The organism is Arthrobacter citreus, assembly GCF_038405225.1.
In the GTDB taxonomy this organism is placed as follows: Bacteria; Actinomycetota; Actinomycetes; order Actinomycetales; family Micrococcaceae; genus Arthrobacter_B; species Arthrobacter_B citreus_A.
The window spans coordinates 3,539,458-3,563,653 of the sequence record NZ_CP151657.1; the positions used below are offsets into that span (position 1 = coordinate 3,539,458).

Genomic DNA, 24,196 nt, shown 5'->3' on the forward strand with positions numbered 1-24,196 from the left:
GCAGGGGCCGGAAACCGGGTGCGGGTGAAAGAACGGAGGAAACGGGAAGCACCGGGAGCACCAATCAGGAGGGGAAGAGCGGGTGGATGCGGTTGAAGCGAACCTGTCAGGCCTGTCGGAGGCCGCCGAGGGGCTGGACTACGTCCAGGCAGTGATTCTGGACCTGGACTCGGTCGAATCCGAGCTTCGGGCGCTGATGCGCATGGAGTGGCGCTCGGATGCTGCGGAAGAGTGTGCGGAGTACCTTCACGAGTGCGTTCGGCGTGTGGAACAGACCGTGGGGGAGTACCAAGCCGCAGCCGATCTCCTTGCCGATTACGCAACTGAAATACGCGCGGAAGCGGGGGCTCAACCATGAGCGTTGCGGCGGCGCCGCCCGCATCAGGTGACGGCGGGGGCATCAGCGTGAAGGGCGGTTCCCGGGGGCTGACAGTGGAGTACAGGGAGCTCCGGGCCGCGGGAGAGCAGCTGGAGCGAATCGCTGAACGCCTGAGGGACACGAGGACCCGCGGCGTGTTTATCTGCCTTCGGCTGTACGGGCTGCAGGGCGCCCCCGCCCTTCCCGCATCCGCCGGCAGGGCGGCGGATGCAGTGGATTCCGCCGCCCAGAGCCTGTCCCGGAATATCGCAGATCTCGAGGAAGCGGCAGCCTCCCTCCGGAAGGCCGTCGAAAACTACCTCGAGGTTGAAGGACGGCTGGAACAATCCATGAAGGCAGTGCCGGGCGCAGCCCCCCTGACCGCATTGATGTTCTGGAGTCTCGGAGGGTGGGGACGTCCGAGCCTGGCAGTGCCCGAACTGCTGGGACCGAGGCGTGACAGCTTGGCCGCCGGGTTGTTTGGCTTGCCCGGGCTTCTTGCGACGGCGGAGCTTCCTTCTCTTACGGTCAGCAAAGTTCCCGGCACTCACGGAAAGGTCACCGCGCCGAGGACGGCCTACGGGTTGCTGAAGCGTTCGCGCATCCTGCTGGAGGCCGACAGCAACGCGCACGTCGTCGAAATCCTGACCATTCACCAGGATGGTCAGGGCGTTCGGGTGGTCACGCTTCCCGGGACGGAGGGAGATCCCAGCCTGGAAGTGGGGGTAAACCCCTTCGATACCCTGGGCAATGCGGAGGCCCGGGCGCGGGACAGCCGGTATGTGGCCGACGCCGTCGCGGCGGCCCTGCGCCAGGCCGGAGCTTCGGCTGATGATGCCGTCATTCTGGTGGGCTACAGCCAGGGCGGGATCCACGCAGTGAACACCGGTGCGCGGCTGGCGGAGGACGGGGAATTCACCGTTGAAATGGTTCTGACTGCGGGAGCGCCGGCCGGTGACCGGAACGTCCCGGAGGGGATCAAGGTGCTGCACTTGGAGCACGGCCTGGATATGGTGCCAGGCCTGGATGGAAGCTCGAACCCGGATACCCCCGACCGCATTACGGTCACGGGGTCGGCGCCGGTGCCGGATGGCGGCGGACCACTGGGCCCCGCCCACGAACTCGACGTTTACCTGGAGATGGCAGCGCAGGCGGATGCCAGCAGTGATCCCTCACTGACCGAAATGCTGGGGCACCTGGCCCAAGTTATTGGTTCGGGCAGGGTAGCCGCGCGGAGTCTGTATAAATTCTCGCGGAAGTCCGGTGAAAAGCCGCCGCCCCGGCAGCCGGGCAGGCCGGTGCTCCCCGGAAACGGGCTGCCGCTGCCAAGCCCGGGGCAGGTGCCGCCGGTGCTGGTGAAACCCGTCGCGCCGGTTCTGGTTCCGCCTGCCCCACCGATCCCTGTTCCGCCTGTTGTGCCGCCAATTGGCCCCAGGGGATGGTGAGCAGCGGTGGGACCATGATGCCGGGTGCCGGAGGGAAGGGAAACTAGCGGCGGGTCCCCGTGAGTGATCCGGCCACCATGGACACCAGGCTGACGATGATGGACGCGAGGATGCCGGTCCAGAAGAAGCTGTCCACCCCGAACTCCACCGGGGTGTAGGTGCTGAGCCAGGAGGTGAGCATCAGCATGGCCGCGTTGATGATGATCGTGAAGAGACCCAGCGTCAGGATGGTCAACGGAAGGGACAGCAGCTTAACGACCGGGCGGACGAGGGCATTGACAAGACCGAAGATCAGTCCGATAAAAAGATAGGCAAGCACCAAGTCGAGAGTTGCGTCGCCGGTGACAGCACCCGCAGTTTCGGTGATGGTCAGTCCGGGCAGCAGCCAGCCCGCCACCCACAGTGCCAGGGCGTTGATGATGATCCGGATCAGAAAGCGCATGACACCATGCTGGCACAGGTCCCGGGCGGGAAGGCTCCGGCCGGGGTGTGTCTTCCAGGGCCTTGGCGGTGTCACACGTCACCCGGGTGGTTACGGCGATTAGGGTTAAGCACATGACGACTACCGAGAATGACATCAACGCCGCTGACGTTCCGGCGCCGGAGAACAGACCCCGCGGCGTAGTGGCCAGGCTGCCGCGCTACACGGCTGGAAAACCGCCAGTGGTCATCGAGGGACTCCAAAGCTACAAGCTGTCCTCCAACGAGAATCCGTACCCTCCGCTCCCGGCTGTGCTCGAAGCGATCAGCGGCCGGCAGGACATCAACCGCTACCCCGACCCGCTCTCCACGGCGCTGCGCATGGAGCTGGCCTCCTTCCTGGGCATCCCGGCGGATGACGTGGTCACCGGCGGGGGAAGCCTGGGGGTGCTGAACCAGCTTCTGGCAACCTTCGCGGGCCGGGATGAAAGCGGCATCCCGGACGAGGTCATCTACCCGTGGCGGTCCTTCGAGGCGTACCCCATCAGTGTTGGGCTGTCCGGCGCCGAAAGCGTCCAGGTGCCGCTGCTCGAGGACGGAACCCATGACCTTGACGCGATGGCGGCTGCCGTCACGGACCGCACCCGCGTGATCCTGCTGTGCACGCCGAATAATCCCACCGGCCCGGCTCTGACCGCTGCGCAGGTCGAAGACTTCCTGGGCCGGGTGCCCGCGGATGTGATTGTGGTGATTGATGAAGCCTACGAGGACTTTGTCCGGGATCCGGAGGCCGTCAACGGGATAGACATGTACCGCCGGTACCCCAATGTGGTGGTGCTGCGCACCTTCTCCAAGGGGGCGGGACTGGCCGGGCTGCGGGTGGGATACTCCGTTTCGCATCCGCCCATCACCGCCCACCTGCGGGTGGCCGCCGTGCCGTTTGCCGTGTCACAGCTTGCTGAAACAGCTGCAGTGGCCTCACTGCAGCATCACGGAGAACTTGTGGAAAGAATACAAGGACTGGTGAAGGAACGCTCACGGGTCGTTGATGGCTTGAAGGATCTCGGCTGGCGCATTCCGCAGGCCCAGGGGAACTTTGTTTGGCTTGCGCTGGGCGACGATACTCCCGAGTTTGCGGCCCTGGCGGAGCAGCAGGCCCTCGCCGTCCGTGCCTTCGGCAACGAGGGAGTGCGGGTAACCATCGGGGAGGAGGAAGCCAACACCCGGTTCCTCGCTCTATGTGCAACCTATACAAAGGGACCCCGCGTTTCCTAGCGTGTCATAAGTGCGGGTCGGGCCCCGGCCATCGTTAGGCTGAGGGAAGTAAGTTCCACATATATGCTTCCGGGGTGATCCATTCCCCGGCAGGAATATATCTAGCGCAGCTCGGTCAGGGAACTGGCCCGGCGAGGAGTAAGCATGGACCTCAAACATCTGCCTGCCCGGACGGTGGACGTTGATGCCCCGCGCCTGACCGGCCACGGCGTCACCGGCGCCGTGGAGGAAGCCGGCGCCGCCCTGAACGGCAGTGTCGCCATGGTGCAGCTGCTGACGCCGGAGGGGAAGCTTCTGGAGGACAGCACATACGGTGCCTACGCCGAACTGGGAGCCGATGAGCTGCGCGGGCTTTACCGGGACATGTTCACGATCCGCCGCTTTGACCAGGAGGCCACGGCCCTGCAGCGTCAGGGCGAGCTGGTGATGTGGGTTCCGATGACTGGCCAGGAAGGCGCCCAGATCGGTTCAGGCCGCGCCCTGCAGCCCCAGGACTACGTCTTCCCGACTTACCGCGAGCACGGAGTCGCGCTGACGCGCGGACTGGAACTGTCCCAGCTCCTGCGCAGGTTCCGCGGGATTTCGCATGGCGGATGGAACCCCACGGAAACCAATTTCCACCTCTACACGCTGGTCCTGGCCGCACAGCTGCCGCACGCCGTCGGCTACGCCATGGGGATGTCGCGGGATATCGCCGCGGATCCGCAGCTCCCCGGGGCAGCAACGGTGGCCTATTTCGGGGATGGCGCCAGCTCGGAGGGCGACGTCCACGAAGCCATGGTTTTCGCCGCATCCTATGATGCGCCCGTCGTCTTCTTCTGCCAGAACAATCACTGGGCCATTTCGGTGCCCACCGAGGTGCAGTCCCGCATCCCGCTCGCCAACCGCGCCAAGGGATACGGCTTCCCCGGAATCCGGGTGGACGGCAATGACGTGATCGCCGTGCAGACAGTAACCCGCTGGGCGCTGGAACATGCGCGGTCAGGGAAGGGACCGGTGCTCATCGAGGCGTTCACTTACCGGATGAGCGCCCACACCACCGCCGACGATCCCACCAAGTACCGCCTCAGCGCCGATGAGGAGGCTTGGGTTTCCCGGGATCCCCTGACCCGGCTGGAGAAGTACCTGCGCGCCGCCGGCCATGCCGATGACGCGTTCTTTGAGGCCCTGGCCAAGGAGGGCCAGGAGATGGCGGATAAGCTGCGCGAGGATGTGCTGGCGATGAAGGCGCCGGGCTTCGAAGACGCCTTCACTGACGTCTACGCCCAGGCACATCCGCTGGTCCAGGAGGAACTGGACTTCCACCGCCGGTACGAGGCCGGCTTTGCCGACTCCCAGGAGCCAACCGCATGAGCACCATGACCATGGCCAAGGCCATCAACGCCGGGCTGCGGGCCGGCCTGGACAACAACCCGAAATCACTGCTGATGGGTGAGGACATTGGTGATCTGGGTGGCGTATACCGGATTACCGAGGGGTTGAAGGCAGATTTTGGCGCCCACCGGGTCATGGACACTCCCTTGGCGGAGTCGGGCATCATCGGCACCGCCATCGGCCTCGCGCTTCGTGGTTACCGTCCGGTCTGTGAGATCCAGTTCGACGGCTTTGTGTTTCCCGGCTTCAACCAGATCACCACCCAGCTGGCCAAGATGCACTCCCGCAGTGAGGGCGCCCTCAGCGCCCCGGTGGTCATCCGCATTCCGTACGGCGGGGGCATCGGGTCCATCGAGCACCACTCCGAATCTCCGGAAGCATTGTTTGCCCACACCGCGGGCCTGCGCATCCTGACGCCGTCCAACCCACAGGACGCATATTGGATGATCCAGCAGGCCATGACCTGCCTGGACCCGGTGATCATTTTCGAACCCAAGCGCCGGTACTGGCTCAAGGGCGACGTTGATACCGAACAGCCAACCGGGGACCCCTTCTCCGCCCATGTGCTGCGCGAGGGCACTGACGCCACCATCGTGGCCTACGGGCCGCTGGTGCCGGTGGCCCTGGCCGCCGCCAAGGCAGCCGAGGAGGACGGCCGCAGTGTCGAGGTGGTGGACCTGCGCTCGATTTCCCCGATCGATTTTGACACGGTGACCGAATCGGTTAGGAAGACCGGCCGGCTGATCGTGGCCCACGAGGCTCCCACCTTCGGCGGCATCGGAGGCGAAATCGCGGCGCGGGTCACCGAGCGGGCCTTCCTCTCCTTGGAAGCTCCGGTCATCCGTGTCGGCGGTTTCCACATGCCCTATCCGGTGGCAAAGGTTGAAGAGCACTATCTGCCGGACATCGACAAGCTGATGGATGCATTGGACCGCTCCTTCGCCTATTAGCGGGCCCCGGCGCCGACCCTCCGGTCCGGCGCCGGGTTCCCCGTCCGTGAAGCGCGCCGCACCCCAGCTTCACGAACCTCCACAACCTGCCGCATCCAAAGATTGAGACGCCATGACTGAGAGAACATTCCACCTTCCCGACGTTGGAGAAGGCCTGACGGAGGCCGATATCGTCGAGTGGAAGGTTCAAATCGGAGACACGGTTGCCGTCAATGACGTCCTGGTCGAGATTGAAACCGCAAAGTCGTTGGTGGAACTGCCGTCGCCCTATGCAGGCACGGTCTCAAAATTGCTGGTCCGCGAAGGCGAGACCGTGGATGTGGGTTCGCCCATCATCGCTGTCAGCGCCGGTTCCGCAGCGGACGACGGCGGACAGCAGCCGGGCGCTCCCATGACTCCGGCGCCCGTCCCGGCTCCGGTACAGGACGATGAACAGCCCAGCGCCTCCCTCACAGGTACAGGCCCCAAAGCCGACGCCGTAAAGCGGCGGCCAAGGGTCAGCCGCCCGGATGCTGCTCCCGAAGCTGCAGCCTCCGGAAGCGAAGCAGCCAGCGCCCCCAGGAGTGAGGCCCCCGAGGCAGCAGCCCCGGCAGCCCCGGCAGCCCCGGCCGCACCCGCAGCTTCCAGCGCACCCATAACCTCCAGTGCGCCCACAGCTCCCAGCGCACCCGCCGAGCGTACTGCTCCCGGCGCACCCGCCGAGCGCACTGCTCCCGGCGCACCCGCCGAGCGCACTACTTCCAGCGCACCCGCCGAGCGCACTGCTCCCGGCGTAGCTGCCGCGGGCGCCGTCGTGCAGGACACCCTCAGCCGCCTGATCCAGCGGGTCCTGGCCAAACCGCCGGTGCGCAAGGCGGCCAAGGACCTGGGCATCAACCTTGCTGACGTGCCGGCAACCGGGGCCAGCGGCGAAGTGACCAAGCAGGACCTGATCAGCTACCAGGCACAGCGGGAATCCGAACAGGACTCGGCGGACACTTTCTGGGCCGGGCCTCAGCAGTCCCGGGATGACCGGATTGAACGGATTCCGGTCAAGGGAGTCCGGCGGGCCACCGCGAAGGCCATGGTGGAAAGTGCCTTCACCGCCCCGCACGTCAGTATTTTTGTGGATGTGGATGCTTCCCGCACCATGGAGTTCGTGAAGCGGCTCAAAGCATCACGCGATTTTGAGGGAATCAAGGTTTCTCCGCTGCTGATCCTGGCCAAGGCCGTGATCTGGGCGGCCGCCCGCAACCCGTCGGTCAACGCCACCTGGGCGGGCGATGAAATCCTGGTCAAGCACTACATGAACCTCGGCATTGCCGCGGCCACGCCCCGGGGCCTGATGGTGCCCAACATCAAGGACGCCCAGGATCTGTCCCTGAAGGAACTGGCGCTGGCGCTCAATGACCTGGCGGTCACCGCGCGCGCCGGAAAGACACCGCCCGCTGCCATGCGGGGCGGCACCCTCACGATCACCAACATCGGTGCGCTGGGAATCGACACCGGAACGCCCATCATCAATCCCGGCGAAGTGGCGATCGTCGCCTTCGGAACCATCAAGCAGAAGCCGTGGGTGCTCGACGGCGAAGTCATCCCGCGCTGGATCACCACCCTGGGCGGTTCCTTCGACCACCGCGTGGTGGACGGAGACCTCTCAGCACGGTTTATGGCAGACGTAGCCGCCATTCTTGAGGAACCCGCGCTGCTGCTCGAGTAGGCGGCGGACGACGGCGGCGAAGCCGGGGGCCGGGAAGCAATCCGCGGGTGCGGAGTGCCTCACCGGTGCCCGGCGCTGCGCTTCAGCCGCCGGTGACGATACGATCAGGGAACTATGACAAATCCCCGCGGTCCCCGGGACCACAGCGGAGCTCCGCGCGTTGACTGGAAGCGCACGCTGATTCTCCTGGCGGCAGCTTTCATCGTTTCGAGCCTGCTCATTATCCTGTTTCCGGACCTTGGCACCATCTGGCGCCTGCTGATCATCATCGCCCTGTTCGCCGTCGTCTTTCCCCTCCTGGAGCGGCGCAGGCGGGACCGCTAACCGGCTGCGGCGTCCAGGGCCCGGTGCAGCACCGGCGCCAGCCGCCGGACGCCTTCACGGATGTCCTCCTCCGACACGGCGCTGAACGCCAAACGAAGCTTGTTGGACGGTTCATCCGACGGGGTGAAGGCAGCCCCCGGAATGAACACGACACCGGCGTCGATGGCCTCGTAAAGCAGGGGATAGGTGTCCACGCCCTCCGGCATGGTCAGCCACACGAAGAACCCGCCGTCGGGCACCGTCCAGCTCACGCCGTCGGGCAGGTGTTCGGCCAGCGCCTGAAGCATCGCAGCGCACCGTGCCGCATACAGCACTCGGGAGTCGCGGATGTGCTGCATCCAGTCATAGTCCCGGAGATAGGCGGAAACCAGCATCTGCGTGAGGGGAGACGGACACAGGACCACTGCTTCGCAGGCAAGGTAGAAGCGGCGGTGCAGATGCTTGGGCACCAGCGCCCATCCCACGCGCACGCCGGGCGCAAAGATTTTTGAGAACGAGCCCAGATACAGGACGTCATGCGGATTTGCGGCACGCAGCGGCGTCAGCGGCCGCCCGTCAAAACGCAGCATTCCATAGGGATTGTCCTCGAGGACGAGGATATTCTCGCGGGCGCAGATGTCGACAATCCGCTGGCGCCGCCCGGCGGCAAGCGTGACACCGCTGGGGTTGTTGAAGCTGGGAATCGTGTACAGCATCTTGATCGGCTTTCCCTGCTCCCGCAGCGATGCGATCTTCTCCTCCAGCGCCTCGGGTATGAGCCCGTCACCGTCCATCGGAACGGACTGCAGATCCACCTCGTAAGCTTCGAAGGCGTTGAGCGCTCCCACATAGGTGGGGTCCTCGCAGAGAACCACGTCGCCGGGGTTGCAGAAGACCTTGGCGGCAACGTCCTGGGCTGACTGGGAGCCTGTGGTGATGACGACGTCGTCGGGATCGGCATCGAGGATTCCCTCAGCGGCCATGACTTCACACGCCTGGCGGCGCAGTTCCTCCATGCCCTGGCCGGCTCCGTACTGCAGGGACTCCAGGCCGTGCTCTGCGATGATGCGGCGGGCGGACTCGCCGAGCCCCTCGAGCGGCAGGGAGCGCAGCGAAGGGCTCCCGCCTGCCAGCGACACGAGCCCGGGCCGGATTGAAATGTCGAAGACATCCCGCACGGCCGACTGCTTGATGTGGAAGGCACGGTCCGAAAACAGCACCTCGTGCCGGTGGCTGGATGCGGCTGCCCGTTCCAGCGCCGTTTGGGTCTCCGCGGACTGGAGGCGCGCGGCGGTCTCCTCGAAAGTCATCCCCACATCCTAGCCCCACAAGTTCACTTGCAGGCAACATCCGTTGCCTAAATCCACCCCGCCCGGTGCGCTTTCACACCTGCCTGGAACCGGCTTTCCGCACCCAGATCCTCCAGCATCCTGGCAATATGGCGGCGGCAGGTCCGCACGCTGATGCCCAGCCGCCGGGCAATGACTTCATCCGACTGCCCGGCTGACAGTGCCCGAAGGATCGAGCGCTGGACACTGCCCAACTGCCCCGGCTGCGGTTCCTCGGCGAGGAACGGCTCGCCGAGTTCCCAGGCGAAGTCGAACATCCGCACGAACACATGGATCAGGTGGCGGTCATGGATGACCAGGCCCGCGCGGTCATCCGCGCAGCGCGCGCGCGGGACCACGGCAACCTTGCTGTCAAAAATCACGGCCCGGAGCGGCATGTGGGGCAGGGTGCGGAATTCACCGCCGGCGGCCGTCACGATCTCCACGGCCCTGCGGGTGGGGACGTGGTCCCGGATGCTGGAATGGTAAAGCGTCCGGCGCCGCACCCCCTGCTGCAGCATGTCGACATCTTTCTTGACGCTTTCCTCCTGCGCGTCCGCCGTGGCTCCCGGGCCGGGACGGGCCATCAGGACGCACTCGGAGGCGGCGCGGGCATATTCGATCAGGACGCTCATCACCTGGCCGGGGTCCTCCAGGACTTCAACGGACGCGTCCAGGGAGACCCGCCGGCTGGCTTCGGCAAAAACCGGCACCAGGGCCGCCAACTCACGCCGTTTGGCGCCGATCCGGGCCTTCAGGTCAAGGAGTGCGCGCTCGTCGGGGTCCACGAGCTCAGCCAGGGCAACGTCGGGGGACACCGCCGAGTAGCTGGCCCCATCAGAATTGATCTGCACCAACAGCCGGCGGTCCGTCAGCTGCGCGATGGCAGCTTCTATGGAGCGCGTGGTGAACCCGAGCGCTTCGGATGCTTGATCAACAGTCCATCCCGGGCTGCTGACAGCGTACCGGTACACAGCGAGGCATATATGGTCCACGGCGCCTGCTCCTCTCGACCCGTTGAGGCTACCTCATGCGCAGGCGTCCGGCGCATGCCTTGAAGGCCTGGCCGGGAAAACCCGTACCGCCCCCTGTGCAGGAGAGCGGTACGAGCGTCAGGCAGGGATGCTCACACGGTTTCATACCCGGTAATCGCGTCCACTTTGCCCGCCGAGGCACTGGCGGGATCGAAGACGTAACCGAGCCACTCTTTGGCGAGGCGGCGGGCCAGCTCGATGCCGACAACCCGCTGGCCCATGCACAGCACCTGGGCGTTGTTGCTGAGCACGGAGCGCTCCACCGAATAGGAATCATGGGCCGTCACGGCACGGATGCCGGGGACCTTGTTGGCCGAAATGGCCACACCCAGGCCCGTTCCGCAGATCAGCAGGGCACGGTCTGCCTCCCCTGCTGCCACCTTGCGGGCCGCGTCCACTGCGACGTGGGGGTAGGCGGTGTTTTCCGACTCGGAAACTCCCACGTCCACAACGCTTTCAACGCGGTCATCCGCCTCAAGGTCCCGGCGCAGGACCTCCTTGTAGTCAAATCCGGCGTCGTCTCCGCCGATGACAATCCGCAGTTTCCGGTTTTCACTCATCATGTCCTCAATTCCTTGCTGGCTGTTTCTGGTCTTGGCTCTCATGCTGGCTCAGTTGTTGGTCCGAACGTCCTGTGCCGGTCGGTTTCCGCTGCCCGTGGTTTCCGCGGCGATGTCCAGCAGACGCAGGTAACCGTCCACCTCCCAGGCGGCACGGCCCACGAACAGCCCGTCAACGTGCGGGATTCCGAGCAGTCCGGCTGCGTTGTCCGGCGCCACCGATCCGCCGTACAGAAGGCCCGCAACCTGTTCTCCCCAGGCTTCGGACAAGGCGGCAAACGGTTCGCGCAGTTCTTCGGGGTCAGCAGCGCGGCCGGCTGAACCGATGGACCAAATGGGTTCATAGGCAATCAGCACGCGGGACAGCTGCTCTTCACGCAGCCCTTCCAGTGCCCGGGCAACCTGCTGCAGGATAAAGCCGGAGGATCCGCCCGCGTCCTTGACCTCCGCGGGTTCCCCCACGCACAGCAGCGGAGTCAGCCCGTGCCGCAGGGCTGCGGCCACCTTGAGCCGGACTGTTTCATCAGTTTCCCCAAAGTTCCCGCGCCGCTCGGAGTGGCCAATCTCCACCAACCTCGCGCCGGCGTCGGCGACCTGGGGAACCGAGACCTCGCCGGTCCACGCGCCGTCGTCATCCCAATGGGCATTCTGCGCACCGAGCAGCACCCGGTCATCCCCGTTCAGGACCCCGGCCACGGCCGAAAGAGCAGTGGCCGGGGGGATGATGAAGGGCTGGACGGCACCAAGCTGCCGCCGGTCCAGGCCCTCGAGCAGCTCGGCGGCGTACCGCTTCGCCTCCGCGAGGGTCTTGTTCATTTTCCAGCTGGTGCCAACCCAGACGGTCACGGCTGCTCCGGAGTGCCGTCGGGGGAGGACGCGAGGAAAGTGCCCAAGGCGTCCATCAGGACCGAGAAGGAATATGCGCCCGGATCCGGGGTGCCCAGGCTCTTTTCGCCCAGGATGCGAGACCTGCCGCGGCGCGAGGTGATGTCCGCCGTGGCTTCGGCTGCTTCCCGGGCGACGGCGGCGGCCTTCTTGACCGCTCCCGCCACGTCTGCGCTGGAATCGAATTCCGCAGCGAGGGCATCGCGGAAGGGAAGGGCAGCGTCCACCATGGTCTTGTCGCCGGGCTGCGCTCCGCCGAGGCGGACGACGGCGTCGATGCCCGCGGACAGGGCCGCAACAATGTCGGGCGCCGAGACAGCGCGCTCGTCATCAAACACGCCGCCGGCCGCGGTCAGGGCCGCGCCCCAGAGTGCTCCGGATGTGCCGCCGGCTTCCTCGGACCAGGCGTCGCCGGCATGGAGCAGGACGGTCCGTGCGCCGGCGCCCTTGGCGGCCGCGCTGCTGCCGGCGGACGCCGCGCCCCTGGTTCCGTAGGCCATGCCCTGCCCGTGGTCGCCGTCGCCGGCCACTGCGTCCAGTCGGCCGAAATGCTCTTCGTGCTCCGCTGCGGTGTCGCGGAGCATCTCCAGCACCTGGACAATCCGGGCGGCGGAGTCCCGGGATTCGCCGGATGCCTCGGGAATCCGGTCTTCGCCGGGGGTGTGCACCGCGGTCCGGGGCGGTCCGGCCGGCAGGCCGGCGGCGGCACGGCGGAAAGCGGGTGTGTCGGCCGGGGCCAGCCACAGTTCCTCGAGTTCATCGTCGAGGAAGACGATGCTCAGGGACAGCCCGGCCATATTGAGGCTGGTGACATGCTCTCCGACCTCCGGGGCCACAACCGTGAGTCCCTTCTCGGCCAGCCGTTCGGCCACCCGACCGTAAACGACAAAGAGTTCCTCGTACTTGACGGTGCCCAGGCCGTTCAGCACCACGGCCACCCGGCCGCTGTAGGCGCCGTCGCTTTGTTCAGGTTCTTCCTCAAGGACGCCGTTCAGCAGGAGGTCGGCCACTTCCGCCGCTGTCCCCATGGGCACCTCGCGGATGCCCGGTTCGCCGTGGATCCCCAGCCCAATGGCCATTTCGCCGTCCGGTACATGGAACAGCGCCTCCCCGGCGCCGGGCAGGGTGCAGCCATCAAAGGCCACGCCAAATGAGCGGGTTGCGTCATTGGCCTTCCAGGCCACCCGCTCGGCCTCGTCAAGATCGGCTCCGGCGGCAATTGCGGCGCCGGCGATCTTGAAGACAACAAGGTCTCCGGCAATGCCGCGGCGGTCCCGGTGGGATTCCGCGGGACCTGAGGCAATGTCATCGGAAACCCGAATGATCCGAACATCAACTCCCTCGGCGCGCAGCTTTTCGGCTGCCTGGCCGAAGTGCAGGACATCGCCGGCATAGTTGCCGAAACCCAGAATCACTCCGCCGCCGTTCTCTGCGGAACGTGCCACGGAATAGACCTGGGAGGCGGAGGGGGAGGAAAAGATGTTGCCGCACGGCGCGCCGTGGGCGAGGCCGGGTCCGACCCACCCGGCAAAGGCCGGGTAGTGGCCGGACCCGCCGCCGATCACCAGGGCGGGCTGGTTCTCCGGGGTGTCGGTGGAGCGCACCACTCCGCCGTGGGCCAGCATCACGTGCTCCGGGTGGGCAGCGGCATATCCGCGCAGGGCATCGACGGCGAAGTCTGCGGGGTTGTTCAGGAGGTAGGTCATGTGTTCCAGCCTTGGTTGTCTGCGGTAACCGCCGGCATCGTCGTCAGCTTTGCCCGCCCGGCGGAACGGGCCTTACAGAGATGGAAACCGGGGTCAGCGGTTTTCCGGGGCGGCAGGGGCTTCCCCACGGCCCGCCTCTTCGGCCGGGCTGGGGCCGAGCTCCTTGAGCAGCTTGGACATGGCAACATACGCCTTGTTGCGGTAGGCCACAAGGTCCTGGGTTTTGTCAGCGGGGATGTCCAGGAACCCTGCGCCGGACTTCGTGCCAAGCTTTCCCGCATCGACAAGGTCCTTCAGGATTCCCGGGGTGGCGAAGCGTTCCGGGAAGGACGTCTGAAGGGACGCATAGCAGAAGGAGTACACGTCCAGGCCGGCCATGTCGGCGATGGCGAAAGGTCCGAAGAACGGAAGGCGGAAGCCAAAAGTGGTCCGGACCAGTGTGTCCACGTCCTCGGCGCTGGCAATGCCATCCTCGACCACCTGTGCGGCTTCGTGGAAAAGCGCGTACTGGAGCCGGTTGAGGACAAAGCCCGTAACATCTTTGACGACGGCCGCATGCTTGCCGGTCATGGCTACAATTTCCCGCGCGGTTTCAACGGTTTCCGCTGTGGTGCCGGCGTGCGGAATGACCTCGACGCCGGGAATGAAGGGCGCGGGGTTGGAAAAGTGCACTCCGAGGAAACGGCCCGAGTTGGATACGGCCTCCGCCAGGCTGGCAATCAAGATGGTTGAGGTGTTGGACCCGATGACGGCGTCCTGCGGTGCGGCGTCGCTGATCCGGCGCAGCGTGGCGTGCTTGATCTCGAGGATCTCGGGGACTGCCTCTTCGATGTAGGAGGCGTTGGCCACGGCTTCCTCGATGCTGGGAGCTGCCCACAGGTTGTCACGGAGCCGCTGCACGGCGTCCTCCGGGAACAGTCCGTCGGCTACAAACTGCTCCGCCTCGGTGAGGAGCCGCTCGAGGTTCTTTTCGGCCACTTCCTGCGACACATCGGACAGGGCAACCCGTGCCCCTCCGAGTGCGAGGACCTGCGCGATGCCTCCGCCCATGTATCCGGAACCTACTACGGCTACTGTTCGCTGTGTCACTGGCGAGTCCTCCGATGCACTGGTCAATGATGTCCCGGGCAGAGCGCCCGGAGCTATTTCATCTTTCCTATAGGATCATGCCCGGCGGTGGGTGTGATGTCAACCACTACGGCTGGCTGACTGTACTGAGTCACCTGGCGCGGGGGAGTCACCTGGCGTGGGGGACACCTGGCGCGGGAGGACAGCTAGCGCGGGGGTTGCGGCTCCGCGGCGCGGGATGCCTCGTGTTCACGTGCGGCGCGGTCCCGGACTCCGCACAGATGTGCAGCCATGGCCGCCTGCGCCTGAACCGCGTTGCCCTCGCGCATGGCGGCCAGAATCTCACCGTGCTCCCGGATGGCGCTGCCGGAGTCGCGGACACCTGTTCCGCCGAACAGGCGGAAACGGTGAACGTGCCCGCCCAGCGAGTTGTAGGCGCCGATCAGGAACTTGTTCCGGGTTTGTTCGGCAATCAGGTGGTGAAAACGCTCGTCGGCTTCCCAGTAGGAGCGGTAATCGGAGAACTGTGGGCCGTTGGGCGCCTGCTTGAGATCATCAATGGCGCGCTCGAGGTTCACTAGGAAGGGCTCGTCCGCCCGGACACATGCGACCTGGGCATTGTGCGGTTCGATCAGCAGCCGGGCATCCATCAAATCCAGCAGCTCGGTATGGCTGAGCATGGGCGCAACGCGGTAACCGCGCAGCGCGGCGCGTACCACCATCCCGGTGGCCTCGAGCCGGGCCAGGGCTTCCCGGACCGGAGTGGGGGAAACACCAAGGTCCCGAGCCGTTCCGTCAATGCTGAGCGGGTCCCCGGATTCCAGTTTCCCGTCCATGAGGCGGGCAAGAATCTCCGTGTACACCTGATCGGCCAGGACGCTGCGCTGTACCCATGCTCCACGCTCTGCATCAGCGCTCATGTTGCTCCTCTTACTCATTCTGCTGTGCATAAAGTCTCCCACAGCGGCGGGTTGGAGCCCTTGCCGAGCCTGCCTGAGGAGCCGAAGGGGTGCAACTCCCCGCACCTCGGTGGGCAATCCCCGCGGCCCCAAGCGGGCAACATCCCGCCATCAGGGGGATTCTGGACAGCTTCCAAATATCCTATAGGGTATAGCGAAAGTGGTGATGTGGCACCAGTCACACCCCTTGAAGGTATTCCCCGCGACCAAAGGTGTTCCTGCTATGTATATGCTTCCTGCCGCTGTCCCGGCGGAAACCCTCGTGCTGGCCGAACGGCCGTCCTGGGCCCTCATCTCCATTGCCGTTGCCGCCATTGCGGTGCTGCTGCTGCTGATTATCAAGCTGCGGGTCCACGCGTTCTTCGCCTTGATTATCATCAGCGTGCTCACGGCCCTGGCCGCCGGCATCGGTATCGGGGATGTCGTCACCGTTGTCGTCGCGGGCTTCAGCACCACGGTGGGAACCGTCGCCCTGCTCGTCGGTTTCGGCGCCGTCCTCGGCCGCCTGGTCGAGGTGTCCGGAGGTGCCCAGGTCCTGGCCGACGCGATGCTCCGCCGGTTCGGCGAGAAGCGGGCCCCGCTGGCTCTTTCCGTGGCCTCGCTGTTCTATGCCTTCCCGATTTTCCTTGACGCCGGCTTCATCGTGATGCTGCCGATCATCTACACCGTTGCCCGCCGCCTTGGCGGATCCTTCATGCTGTACGTGCTTCCCTCCATTGGCTCATTCCTGATGATGCACGCCCTGACGCCGCCGCACCCGGGGCCCACTGCCGCCGCGACAGTGATGGGGGCCGACGTCGGCATGGTTATCCTGGTTGCCCTGCTCGTGGGTCTTCCTGCGTGGTACCTCGCCGGCTACCGGCTGGCGCTGGTCATTGCCAAGCGCTACCCGAATATGCCGGTGCCGAGCCTGCTCGGCGAGGCGGACCTGGACGAGGACACGCCCCGCCCGGGTTTCTGGACCATCATCTTCGTCCTGCTGCTGCCGCTGTTCCTGATCTTCTTCAACACCTTGTTCAGCACGCTCGAAGCCGGCGGAACCGTGGACTCGGAGAACATCCTGTTCCAGCTGTCCCGGCTCGTCGGCAGCACCCCGATCGCCCTGCTGATTGCCGCCCTTGCCGCCATGTACCTGCTGTACATTCGCCCGCGCCGCGGACGCGGCTCCATTGGCAGCGCCCTCGAAGACCTCGTTGACAATGCGCTCGCCCCGGTCTGCTCCATCATCCTGATCACCGGCGCCGGCGGTGCCTTCGGCCGGGTCCTGACCGAAACCGGAATCGGCGGCACCATCGCGTCGGGGCTGGACGCCATGGGACTTCCCGTCATCCTGGCCGGATTCCTTGTCGCGATTGCCTTCCGTGTCGCCCAGGGTTCGGCAACCGTTGCTGCCACCACTGCCGGCTCGATCATGGCCCCGGCCGTCATGGAACTTGGCGTTTCAGGAGTTGGCCTGGCCGCCGTCGTCGTGGCCATCTGTGCAGGTTCCATCACCTTCTCCCACGTCAACGATTCCGGCTTCTGGCTGATCGGCAAGTTCTGCGGATTCGACACCGTCACCACCCTGAAGACCTGGACAGTGATCGGCACGGCGATCGGCTTCCTGTCCTTCGCCCTGGCCTGGGTTGTCTACGCCGTCGCCGCGTAACAGCCGCCCTGTCCTGATCTGATCCCGTTTCCAAAACCTGCAGGAGCTCAAAATGCCACCCTTCCCCGACCAGCGGACCGCCGTCGTTACCGGAGCCGGAGGTGAACGCGGCATCGGCCGCCACGTGGCCCGCCGCCTTGCCCGGGAGGGCTGGGCCCTCGCGGTGCTGGACGTCAACGCTGACGCCGTGATGTCCTTCGCCGAGGAACTGGGCGCGGCATCGCAGCAGCCGGTTCTCGGAATAGCGGTCGACGTCGCGGACCCCGCCTCGGTGGATGCAGCCTTCGCCCTGATCGATGCTCAACTGCCCCCGGTGCTCGCGCTGGTGAACCTCGCCGGCATTGCCAGTCCGCACACGCTGTTTGAACTGACCAAGGAGATCTGGACCAGCGTCATCGACGTTAATGCCACCGGCACGCTGCTGATGATGCAGGCGGCTGCCCGCCGCATGATCGACGGCGGGCATGGCGGGCGCATCGTGAATACCTCGTCCATCACTGCATACGACGGCGGGGGAACGTTCTCCAAAACCGGGTATGCCGCCGCAAAAGCCGCTGTCCTGGGCCTCACCCGGGGTGCCGCCCGCGAACTTGGACCCCACGGCATCACCTGTAACGCCATCGTCCCCGGACCCATCGACACCGACATCATGGGTGGTCCGCTCAGTGATGACCGCAAGGCCTCCATGTCCGGGGACATCCCGGTGCAGCGGGTCGGGCACCCGTCCGACGTTGCCGCCCTGGTTAATTTCCTCGTCGGAGCGGAGGCGGGCTTCATCAACGGCGGCTCATACTTCATCGACGGCGGCAAGCACATGGTGTGACTCCGCCGGACTTTCAGCATCCCAGCAAACGCAAGGAGAGATTCATGACCCACACACCCCAGACATGGCCCATCGGCGCCGCCCTGCTCAACTTCACCGGAGTGACGCCGGACGGCCGGGACCGGACCACCGCCGGGCCGGAGGCCTGGAAGCAGACCCTGCGCGAAGTGAGCCTGGCCGGCTTCGACCACGTGGACCTGACGGATTCCTGGGTTCGGGCGGGAGACCTGGACGCCGGCGGGCGCCGTCAGCTGCTGGAAACGGCACGCTCCTACGGGCTCGCGTTCAGTGATCTGGCCGTCACCCGCAAGAGCGTGATCACCCCCGATGAGGAGCAGGCGCAGCGGAACATTGCCTACACCAAGCGGACCATCGACGCCGCAGCGGACCTGGAGGCGCCCATGGTCTGCCTGGGGCTGCACGACCCCTTCACTCCCGAGCAGAAGGAGGCGACCTGGTTCTGGCTCGCGCAGGGCGCCGAGGATGAGGACACACCCCTGAACCGGGAGAAGGCGGCATCGCGGTTCCGTGAGCTGGGTGAGTACGCGGCCCAGCGTGGGGTTAGCCTGTCGCTGGAGATGTACGAGGGGACGTTCCTGGGCACGGCGGACAGCTCAGTGCAGCTCGTGAAGGCCGTGGACCTGCCCAATGTGGGCCTATGCCCCGATATCGGCAATATTGTCCGGCTGCACCGCCCCGTCGAGGACTGGCGCGAGATGCTGGTCAAGATGCTCCCGCACACAAACTACTGGCAGCTGAAAAACTACTTCAGGGATTTCGATCCCGCCACCGGAGCCTATGCCTCGGCGCCGGCGCCCCTTGCCCTGGGGTTCATCAACTACCGCGAAGCCATCGGCATGGCGCTGGAGGCCGGTTTTGAGGGTCCCATGTGCGTGGAGCACTACGGCGGCGACGGCCTGACGGTGACGGCCATGAACCGCGATTACATCCGGGACATCCTCCGCGCAAAGCTGCCCGAGGAACAGGCTGGCTGAGGCCGGCCGCGGCTCCGCGTAAAAGAAAAGCTGACATGACCGCTTAATGCCACTGTCCGGGTCCTCTCTGCAGGCGGCCGGAAAAGACCCTGCGCCTGCGCCGATCCCGGGGAATTGAACCTGCCGTGGCGGCAGCAGCCCCGGCATCAAGCGTGAAACGGGCCATGACAGGAACAGGGCAACGGAAACTGTAGACGGGGCCTTGCGGCCCGGGGGAAGCTTTCGGAGTCAATCAACCGCACAGGCTGGGGAACAGCCGCAGGTACAGGAGGGGAATAAAGATGACCAGCAAGGTTTGGGACTGGCTCTAAGAAATTGCCCTTCACAGGGGTAACACGCCACGAAATTGGACAACAGAAAACAGCAGGACCCGCCAGCGGCGGTAGCCAAGTCATAACCCCGGAAGGGACGTACGCCATGAGTCAGCTGACAGCGGTTCGAAACGCCTCACGAACCCGCTCAACCGCAAAATGGTGGACACTATCCTTCTACACCGGGGGCTTCGATGTAGCGGACGGCATCATTGGAGAACTGGTTACCCCGCTGGCGGCCCATGCTCAGGCCAACGGCGGCCAGCGCTGGTATTTCACGAGGTGCATGGAGCCGGCCAACGCTCACGTCCGGCTTCGGATTTTGGCCGAGCCGGAGCTTCTGGAGAAGCTGCAGTGCCTTCTCGGGGCGCTGAGGGAACAGGCCTCCGGCGTCATTGGGCACCTGGAGCTGGCTCAGGATTTCTCGGAACCGGTGGCGGACCGCATGAGCCCCGGTGGAACCGAACAGCAGAATCTGCGGGTGGAAGCCGATCTGGCGAAGTATGGCGGGGTTGAAGGACTTGCGCTCGCGGAAGAAGTTTTTGAGCTGTCTTCCGAACTTGGCGCATGGGCTGCCGTACGGTTCCCCAAGGCACAGAACAGGTGGGCCCTGGGGTCGCTGCTCCTGTTTGATTCGGCAAGAAGCATGATGAAGGGCCCGCGCTCGGCCAGCTGGCCGGACCGCCGGCGGGTCTCCTGGGATTACTACTGGGACAGCCACCTGCGCAGCTGTACCGCTGCCTTTGGTCCGCGTGCGGCAAGCGTGCGGCAAGCCATGACGGTTCAGGTGGCCGCAAAAGTCATGCCCGCCCAGCGCCTGATGGCTGCGACGGCGGCGGAATCGGCGGTGGAGAACTGGCGGCGCCGGTGGTTCCGGACCCTGGACACGTATTTGTACCGTGCGGACAAGGTGCGGCTCAGCCGCAGCGCCCAGCACCTAACGGTCTACCAGGCCCACATGCTCCTCAACCGCCTTGGGGTTTCGCTTCGGGAAGAGGCGGCGTTGGGACTCTATGCGCGCAGCTGGAGCACTGAGCGCGAAGCAGCACTGTCGGACCGGCGCTAGGCCGGACGAACGGACGGCACGAGGAAGGGAAGCCCTGTGGAACATCGCGACGAGCTGGTTGTGGCGGCGGACTCTGCGGATCTGTCGGAAGTGCTGGGGTGCTCCGAAGACGTCGTGGACGTGCTGCGGGGCCAGGGAGTGGTCGAATCCCACGGAGAGGTGTGGAACGTCGGCCCCGCACGGGATTATCTGCGGGACGCCGCGTGGGCCGGAGGTTTCTGGGACTAGCGCGTCCTCCGCAGCGGCCGTAAAAAAGTAGGGGAACGCCATCAGCAGCTGATGGCGTTCCCCTACTTTGTGCAGAGCCCTTGGTGCAGCGGCCGGTGCCGCGTGCGGTCAGGCTGCGGAGGGCGCGGCTTCTCCGGCAAGGGTGGACATGACCTCGCGGAGCTGCTCCACAACCTCGGCGTCGTCCTTGGGGTGAATTTCGGCGAAGCGCGTCACCGAGCCGCCGATGGACAGGCGGACGTCCTCGACAACACGCGCGCCGGCAATTCCCAGCGACTTGCGGGCATCGTCGTGAGCCCAGACTCCGCCGAACTGGCCAAACGCGGATCCGATAACGGCCGCAGGAGTGCCGGAAATGGCGCTCGTGCCGAAGGGGCGGGAAAGCCAATCGATGGCGTTTTTCAGGACTGCGGGCATGGTGCCGTTGTATTCCGGGCACACCAGCAGCAGGGCATCCGAGGAGGCCGCGGCTGCGCGCAGCTCCGCTGCGGCCTCAGGAACGGATCCGTCCACGTCAATGTCCTCGTTGTAGAACGGGATGTGGCCGATGCGGTCGAAGATGTTGATCTCCACGTCATCGCCGGACGCCAGTACGGCGGTTTCGGCAAGCTGGCGGTTAACGGAACCGGCGCGGAGGCTGCCGACCAGGGTCAGTACTTTGGTGCTCAAGAAAACTCCTCAGGGGGGCGCGCCCGAAGGGGCGCGGATGGTTCATCTATAACTCTAAACGGACTATGGTCCGGTTATATTCCCGGGCGGGTTAGACTGGCCGGCATGCAGGCGGGCACGCGGGGTGGAGAGATCGACGGCGGGGAGCGCCTTGACGCTGCCCGGAACAGGCGGCGGCTGCTGGAAACCGCTCTGGACATCGTGTCGGAACGGGGCGCCGACGCCCTGACCCTGGATGATCTGGCCCGCCGGGCGGGCGTCGGGAAGGGCACCATCTTCCGCCGCTTCGGCAGCCGCTCCGGATTGATGCAGGCGCTCCTCGACCACGCCCAGCGCGATTTTCAGCACAGCTACATGAGCGGGCCCGCTCCGCTGGGACCGGGAGCGCCTCCACTGGAACGTCTCCATGCTTTTGGCGGTGCGCGGATCCGGGGGCTGGAAATCACCGGGGAGCTGCGCCGTGCCGCCAGCGTGGATGAATTTACCCACTACCGCCACCCCACGCGCAGGCTGGAGCTCGCGCACCTCACCATGCTGTTGTCTGCGCTGCCGTCCGTCCGCGACCCGGAACTGACCGCCTATCAGCTGGAGTCCTTCCTGGACGCCGGACTGCTGCTGCATCTGCACCGGACAGCGGGGATGCCGCTGGAGCGCATCATCGCGGGCTGGCAGGGTCTTGTGGCCTCCGTGACCGGTTCCGCCTCGGCGGCCGGTTCAGCCGCGGAGTGAGGCCGAAGTGTCAGTAGGCTTACTAATTTAGTAGGGTGGGGAAACGGCCGCTGCAGTCCGGCGGTTCCCTCGTCCCGAAAATGATGGAGGCTACATGTCTGAGAAGAACGCATCCGCACCCGACCTGCCCATCCCGGGGGCGCCGGCACCGGCAGCCCCGGAGCTTGCAGAGCCCACGGAACCACGCGAGCCGCTGCCGCCCAAGCCGGACCAGGACGGGCCGGAAACGGTCTCACCGACAGGTGTTCCCACTGGAGCGCCGAAAGCCTCCAACGCCCAGAGCGGCCGCTACCTGACCACTGCGCAGGGCGTCCGGCTGCAGGACACGGACCATTCCCTGAAGGCAGGCCCCCGCGGTCCGGTGCTGCTGCAGGACCACCACCTGCGGGAAAAGATCACCCATTTTGACCATGAGCGCATTCCGGAGCGCGTGGTACACGCCCGCGGTGCGGCCGCCCACGGCGTCTTTGTGGCCAACGGTGCAGCCGAGGGCGTCACCCGGGCAGGATTCCTCGCCAAAGGTACGGAAACCCCGGTGTTTGTCCGTTTCTCCACGGTCCTGGGTTCCCGCGGCTCAGCTGACACCGTCCGCGACACCCGCGGCTTCAGCACCAAGTTCTACACGGATGAGGGCAACTACGACTTGGTTGCCAACAACATCCCGGTGTTCTTCATCCAGGACGCCATTAAGTTCCCCGACGTGATCCACGCCGGCAAGCCGCATCCGGACCGCGAAATTCCGCAGGCCCAGAGCGCCCACGACACCTTCTGGGACTTCGTTTCCCTGCACACCGAAGCCCAGCACCACACGATGTGGAACATGTCGGACCGCGGCATCCCGCGTTCCTACCGCACCATGGAAGGCTTTGGCGTCCACACCTTCCGCTTGGTCAACGCCAAGGGCGAGACCACGCTGGTGAAGTTCCATTGGAAGCCGCGTCAGGGCGTGCACTCCCTCGTGTGGGAAGAAGCGCAGATCATCAACGGCATGGACCCCGACTTCCACCGCCGCGATCTCGCCGACGCGATTGAAGCCGGCGCCTTCCCGCAGTGGGACCTTGGCATCCAGGTCTTCCCGGACACCGAGGAGGAAATGTTCGAGGGAATCGACCTGCTGGATCCCACCAAGCTGGTTCCCGAGGAGCTGGCCCCGGTCCAGATCATCGGCACCATGACCCTAAACGCCAATGTCACCAATTACTTTGCCGAAACCGAGCAGGTGGCCTTCCATCCGGGACACCTGGTGCCGGGCATCGACGTCACGAACGATCCGCTGCTGCAGGGCCGGCTGTTCTCCTACATCGATACGCAGCTGACCCGCCTGGGCGGTCCGAACTTCAGCCAGATTCCCATCAACCGCCCCCATGCTCCGGTCAATGACATGCTTCGGGACGGCTTCCACCAGGACGCCGACCATTCCGGCGTTGCACCGTACCAGCCCAACTCGCTCGACGGCGGCTGCCCCTTCATGGCCGGCGCGGACATGGGTGCCTTCATCGATGTTCCCGCCGAGGTTCCCGCAGCCCGGAAGGTGCGCGAAAACCCGGCCACCTTCGATGACCACTACAGCCAGGTCCGGATGTTCTTCCGCTCCCTGACCCCGGTGGAACAGGATCACGTGGTCCAGGCCTACACCTTTGAACTTGGCAAGTGCTACGAGGAGAACATCCGGCTGCGCCAGCTGCAGTCCCTGGCGAACATCGACGGGCGCCTTGCCGAGGAAGTGGCAACCGGCCTGGGCCTGGAAGCCCCGGCTCCCACTGTCGCCGTCGAAGACACCGAGCCCAGCCCGGCGCTGAGCCAGCTGGGCGGAACGTGGCCGGTGGCCGGCCGCATCGTTGGCGTGGTTGCCGACGAGGCCACGGATCTGGCTGCGCTCACCGAGGTGCTGGCCGCCATCGACGCCGAGGGCATGGTGCCGCTGGTGGTGGCACCGCACGCCGGCAAGCTGGGCGGTGAGGTGGCCATCCAGCGGACCTACCTGACGGCACGGTCCACGGAGTTCGACGCCGTGGTCGTGGCGGCTTCCGGTGCTGCGGCCACCGACGCCGTCGACAGCCTCGATGCCAAGGCGGGCAATCCCGAGGGCCACCCGTCACTCGATCCGCGCGTAACGCTGCTCCTGGCCGAGGCGTTCCGCCATGCCAAGGCCATCGGTGCCTGGGGCGACGGCGCTGCCGTCCTGCAGGCGGCGGGTCTTCCCATCGACGCACCCGGCGTCGTCGTGGGCAATGCCGCGGACGTGACAGCGGGCCTGACCGGCCTGCTGGGAGCGCACCGCGTCTGGGAGCGTTTCCCGACAGCGGCCGCCTAACCGGGCCGGCTGCCGCAACAGCGAAGGGGAGATTCCGGGTGCAGCACCC

The 24,196-nt window shown here is 65.7% G+C and carries 23 protein-coding genes; 14 read left to right on the forward strand and 9 right to left on the reverse strand.

All coding sequences use genetic code 11. The features are described from left to right. Positions 1-82: 82 nt before the first annotated feature. Both AAE021_RS16415 and AAE021_RS16420 read left to right on the forward strand, forming a co-directional pair. The gene (locus tag AAE021_RS16415) at positions 83-358 is read left to right on the forward strand and encodes a hypothetical protein (protein ID WP_342023364.1); all 276 of its coding nucleotides are present in this window, start codon (positions 83-85) and stop codon (positions 356-358) included. After that, positions 355-1,803 carry a hypothetical protein gene (locus AAE021_RS16420; protein WP_342023365.1) on the forward strand — a complete coding sequence of 483 codons (1,449 nt, stop codon included), beginning with the start codon at positions 355-357 and terminating at the stop codon, positions 1,801-1,803. The genes AAE021_RS16415 and AAE021_RS16420 overlap by 4 nt, the downstream gene beginning before the upstream one ends. 43 nt (positions 1,804-1,846) lie before the next feature. On the opposite strand, the gene AAE021_RS16425 is transcribed toward AAE021_RS16420, so the two are convergent. Then, positions 1,847-2,245, reverse strand: a complete 399-nt coding sequence (locus AAE021_RS16425; protein ID WP_342023366.1) for a phage holin family protein — start codon at positions 2,243-2,245, stop codon at positions 1,847-1,849. Positions 2,246-2,358: 113 nt separating this feature from the next. Between AAE021_RS16425 and AAE021_RS16430 the strand changes: the two genes are divergently transcribed. The 5 genes from AAE021_RS16430 (at position 2,359) to AAE021_RS16450 (ending at position 7,845) form a co-directional block, all read left to right on the forward strand. Then, positions 2,359-3,498, forward strand: a complete 1,140-nt coding sequence (locus AAE021_RS16430) for a histidinol-phosphate transaminase (protein WP_342023367.1) — start codon at positions 2,359-2,361, stop codon at positions 3,496-3,498. 144 nt (positions 3,499-3,642) lie between these two features. Then, positions 3,643-4,851, forward strand: a complete 1,209-nt coding sequence (gene pdhA / locus AAE021_RS16435) for a pyruvate dehydrogenase (acetyl-transferring) E1 component subunit alpha (protein WP_425362413.1) — start codon at positions 3,643-3,645, stop codon at positions 4,849-4,851. Beyond that, positions 4,848-5,822, forward strand: coding sequence for an alpha-ketoacid dehydrogenase subunit beta (locus tag AAE021_RS16440; RefSeq protein ID WP_342023368.1), 975 nt, complete (start codon positions 4,848-4,850; stop codon positions 5,820-5,822). The genes pdhA and AAE021_RS16440 overlap by 4 nt, the downstream gene beginning before the upstream one ends. A 112-nt stretch (positions 5,823-5,934) precedes the next feature. Beyond that, positions 5,935-7,521 (forward strand): 2-oxo acid dehydrogenase subunit E2, encoded by a 1,587-nt coding sequence (locus AAE021_RS16445; RefSeq protein ID WP_342023369.1) that lies wholly within the window; start codon positions 5,935-5,937, stop codon positions 7,519-7,521. A 114-nt stretch (positions 7,522-7,635) separates the two neighbouring features. Further along, the gene (locus AAE021_RS16450; RefSeq protein ID WP_342023370.1) at positions 7,636-7,845 is read left to right on the forward strand and encodes a hypothetical protein; all 210 of its coding nucleotides are present in this window, start codon (positions 7,636-7,638) and stop codon (positions 7,843-7,845) included. Here AAE021_RS16450 and AAE021_RS16455 read toward each other — a convergent pair. The 7 genes from AAE021_RS16455 to AAE021_RS16485 all read right to left on the reverse strand — a co-directional run bounded on the left by AAE021_RS16455 (position 7,842) and on the right by AAE021_RS16485 (position 15,325). Beyond that, positions 7,842-9,134: a PLP-dependent aminotransferase family protein gene (locus tag AAE021_RS16455; RefSeq protein WP_342023371.1), complete on the reverse strand. Its 1,293-nt coding sequence runs from the start codon at positions 9,132-9,134 to the stop codon at positions 7,842-7,844. The genes AAE021_RS16450 and AAE021_RS16455 overlap by 4 nt on opposite strands. Positions 9,135-9,181: 47 nt before the next feature. Beyond that, positions 9,182-10,147 carry a helix-turn-helix transcriptional regulator gene (locus AAE021_RS16460; RefSeq protein ID WP_342023372.1) on the reverse strand — a complete coding sequence of 322 codons (966 nt, stop codon included), beginning with the start codon at positions 10,145-10,147 and terminating at the stop codon, positions 9,182-9,184. Between the two features lie 131 nt (positions 10,148-10,278). Then, entirely contained in the window at positions 10,279-10,746 is a 468-nt protein-coding gene (locus AAE021_RS16465; RefSeq protein WP_342025444.1) for a ribose-5-phosphate isomerase, read from the reverse strand. Positions 10,747-10,797: 51 nt separating this feature from the next. Further along, on the reverse strand, positions 10,798-11,592 hold the full coding sequence (locus AAE021_RS16470; protein WP_342023373.1) for a triose-phosphate isomerase: 795 nt from the start codon (positions 11,590-11,592) through the stop codon (positions 10,798-10,800). Further along, entirely contained in the window at positions 11,589-13,337 is a 1,749-nt protein-coding gene (locus AAE021_RS16475; protein WP_342023374.1) for a dihydroxyacetone kinase family protein, read from the reverse strand. Before AAE021_RS16475 ends, AAE021_RS16470 begins: the two co-directional genes overlap by 4 nt. A 93-nt stretch (positions 13,338-13,430) precedes the next feature. Next, positions 13,431-14,387 (reverse strand): 3-hydroxyacyl-CoA dehydrogenase family protein, encoded by a 957-nt coding sequence (locus AAE021_RS16480; RefSeq protein ID WP_342025445.1) that lies wholly within the window; start codon positions 14,385-14,387, stop codon positions 13,431-13,433. 224 nt (positions 14,388-14,611) lie between these two features. Then, complete coding sequence (locus tag AAE021_RS16485) at positions 14,612-15,325, reverse strand: GntR family transcriptional regulator (protein WP_342023375.1); 714 nt, start codon at positions 15,323-15,325, stop codon at positions 14,612-14,614. A gap of 268 nt (positions 15,326-15,593) precedes the next feature. Between AAE021_RS16485 and AAE021_RS16490 the strand changes: the two genes are divergently transcribed. From AAE021_RS16490 to AAE021_RS16510, 5 genes are all read left to right on the forward strand, one after another. Further along, on the forward strand, positions 15,594-17,012 hold the full coding sequence (locus tag AAE021_RS16490; protein ID WP_342025446.1) for a GntP family permease: 1,419 nt from the start codon (positions 15,594-15,596) through the stop codon (positions 17,010-17,012). A 52-nt stretch (positions 17,013-17,064) separates the two neighbouring features. Continuing rightward, entirely contained in the window at positions 17,065-17,835 is a 771-nt protein-coding gene (locus AAE021_RS16495) for an SDR family NAD(P)-dependent oxidoreductase (protein ID WP_342023376.1), read from the forward strand. Positions 17,836-17,879: 44 nt separating this feature from the next. Next, entirely contained in the window at positions 17,880-18,830 is a 951-nt protein-coding gene (locus tag AAE021_RS16500; protein ID WP_342023377.1) for a sugar phosphate isomerase/epimerase family protein, read from the forward strand. A gap of 417 nt (positions 18,831-19,247) precedes the next feature. Then, a complete protein-coding gene (locus AAE021_RS16505; RefSeq protein WP_342023378.1) occupies positions 19,248-20,207 on the forward strand; it encodes a lantibiotic dehydratase C-terminal domain-containing protein in 960 nt (319 codons plus the stop codon). A 36-nt stretch (positions 20,208-20,243) separates the two neighbouring features. Continuing rightward, a complete protein-coding gene (locus AAE021_RS16510) occupies positions 20,244-20,435 on the forward strand; it encodes a hypothetical protein (RefSeq protein WP_170290178.1) in 192 nt (63 codons plus the stop codon). A 108-nt stretch (positions 20,436-20,543) separates the two neighbouring features. Here the strand turns inward: AAE021_RS16510 and AAE021_RS16515 are convergent, their stop codons facing one another. Beyond that, positions 20,544-21,104 (reverse strand): NADPH-dependent FMN reductase, encoded by a 561-nt coding sequence (locus AAE021_RS16515; RefSeq protein ID WP_342023380.1) that lies wholly within the window; start codon positions 21,102-21,104, stop codon positions 20,544-20,546. 105 nt (positions 21,105-21,209) lie between these two features. Between AAE021_RS16515 and AAE021_RS16520 the strand changes: the two genes are divergently transcribed. Both AAE021_RS16520 and AAE021_RS16525 read left to right on the forward strand, forming a co-directional pair. Next, positions 21,210-21,833 carry a helix-turn-helix domain-containing protein gene (locus tag AAE021_RS16520; protein WP_342023381.1) on the forward strand — a complete coding sequence of 208 codons (624 nt, stop codon included), beginning with the start codon at positions 21,210-21,212 and terminating at the stop codon, positions 21,831-21,833. Positions 21,834-21,927: 94 nt separating this feature from the next. After that, positions 21,928-24,147 (forward strand): catalase, encoded by a 2,220-nt coding sequence (locus AAE021_RS16525; RefSeq protein WP_342023382.1) that lies wholly within the window; start codon positions 21,928-21,930, stop codon positions 24,145-24,147. Positions 24,148-24,196: the final 49 nt, after the last annotated feature.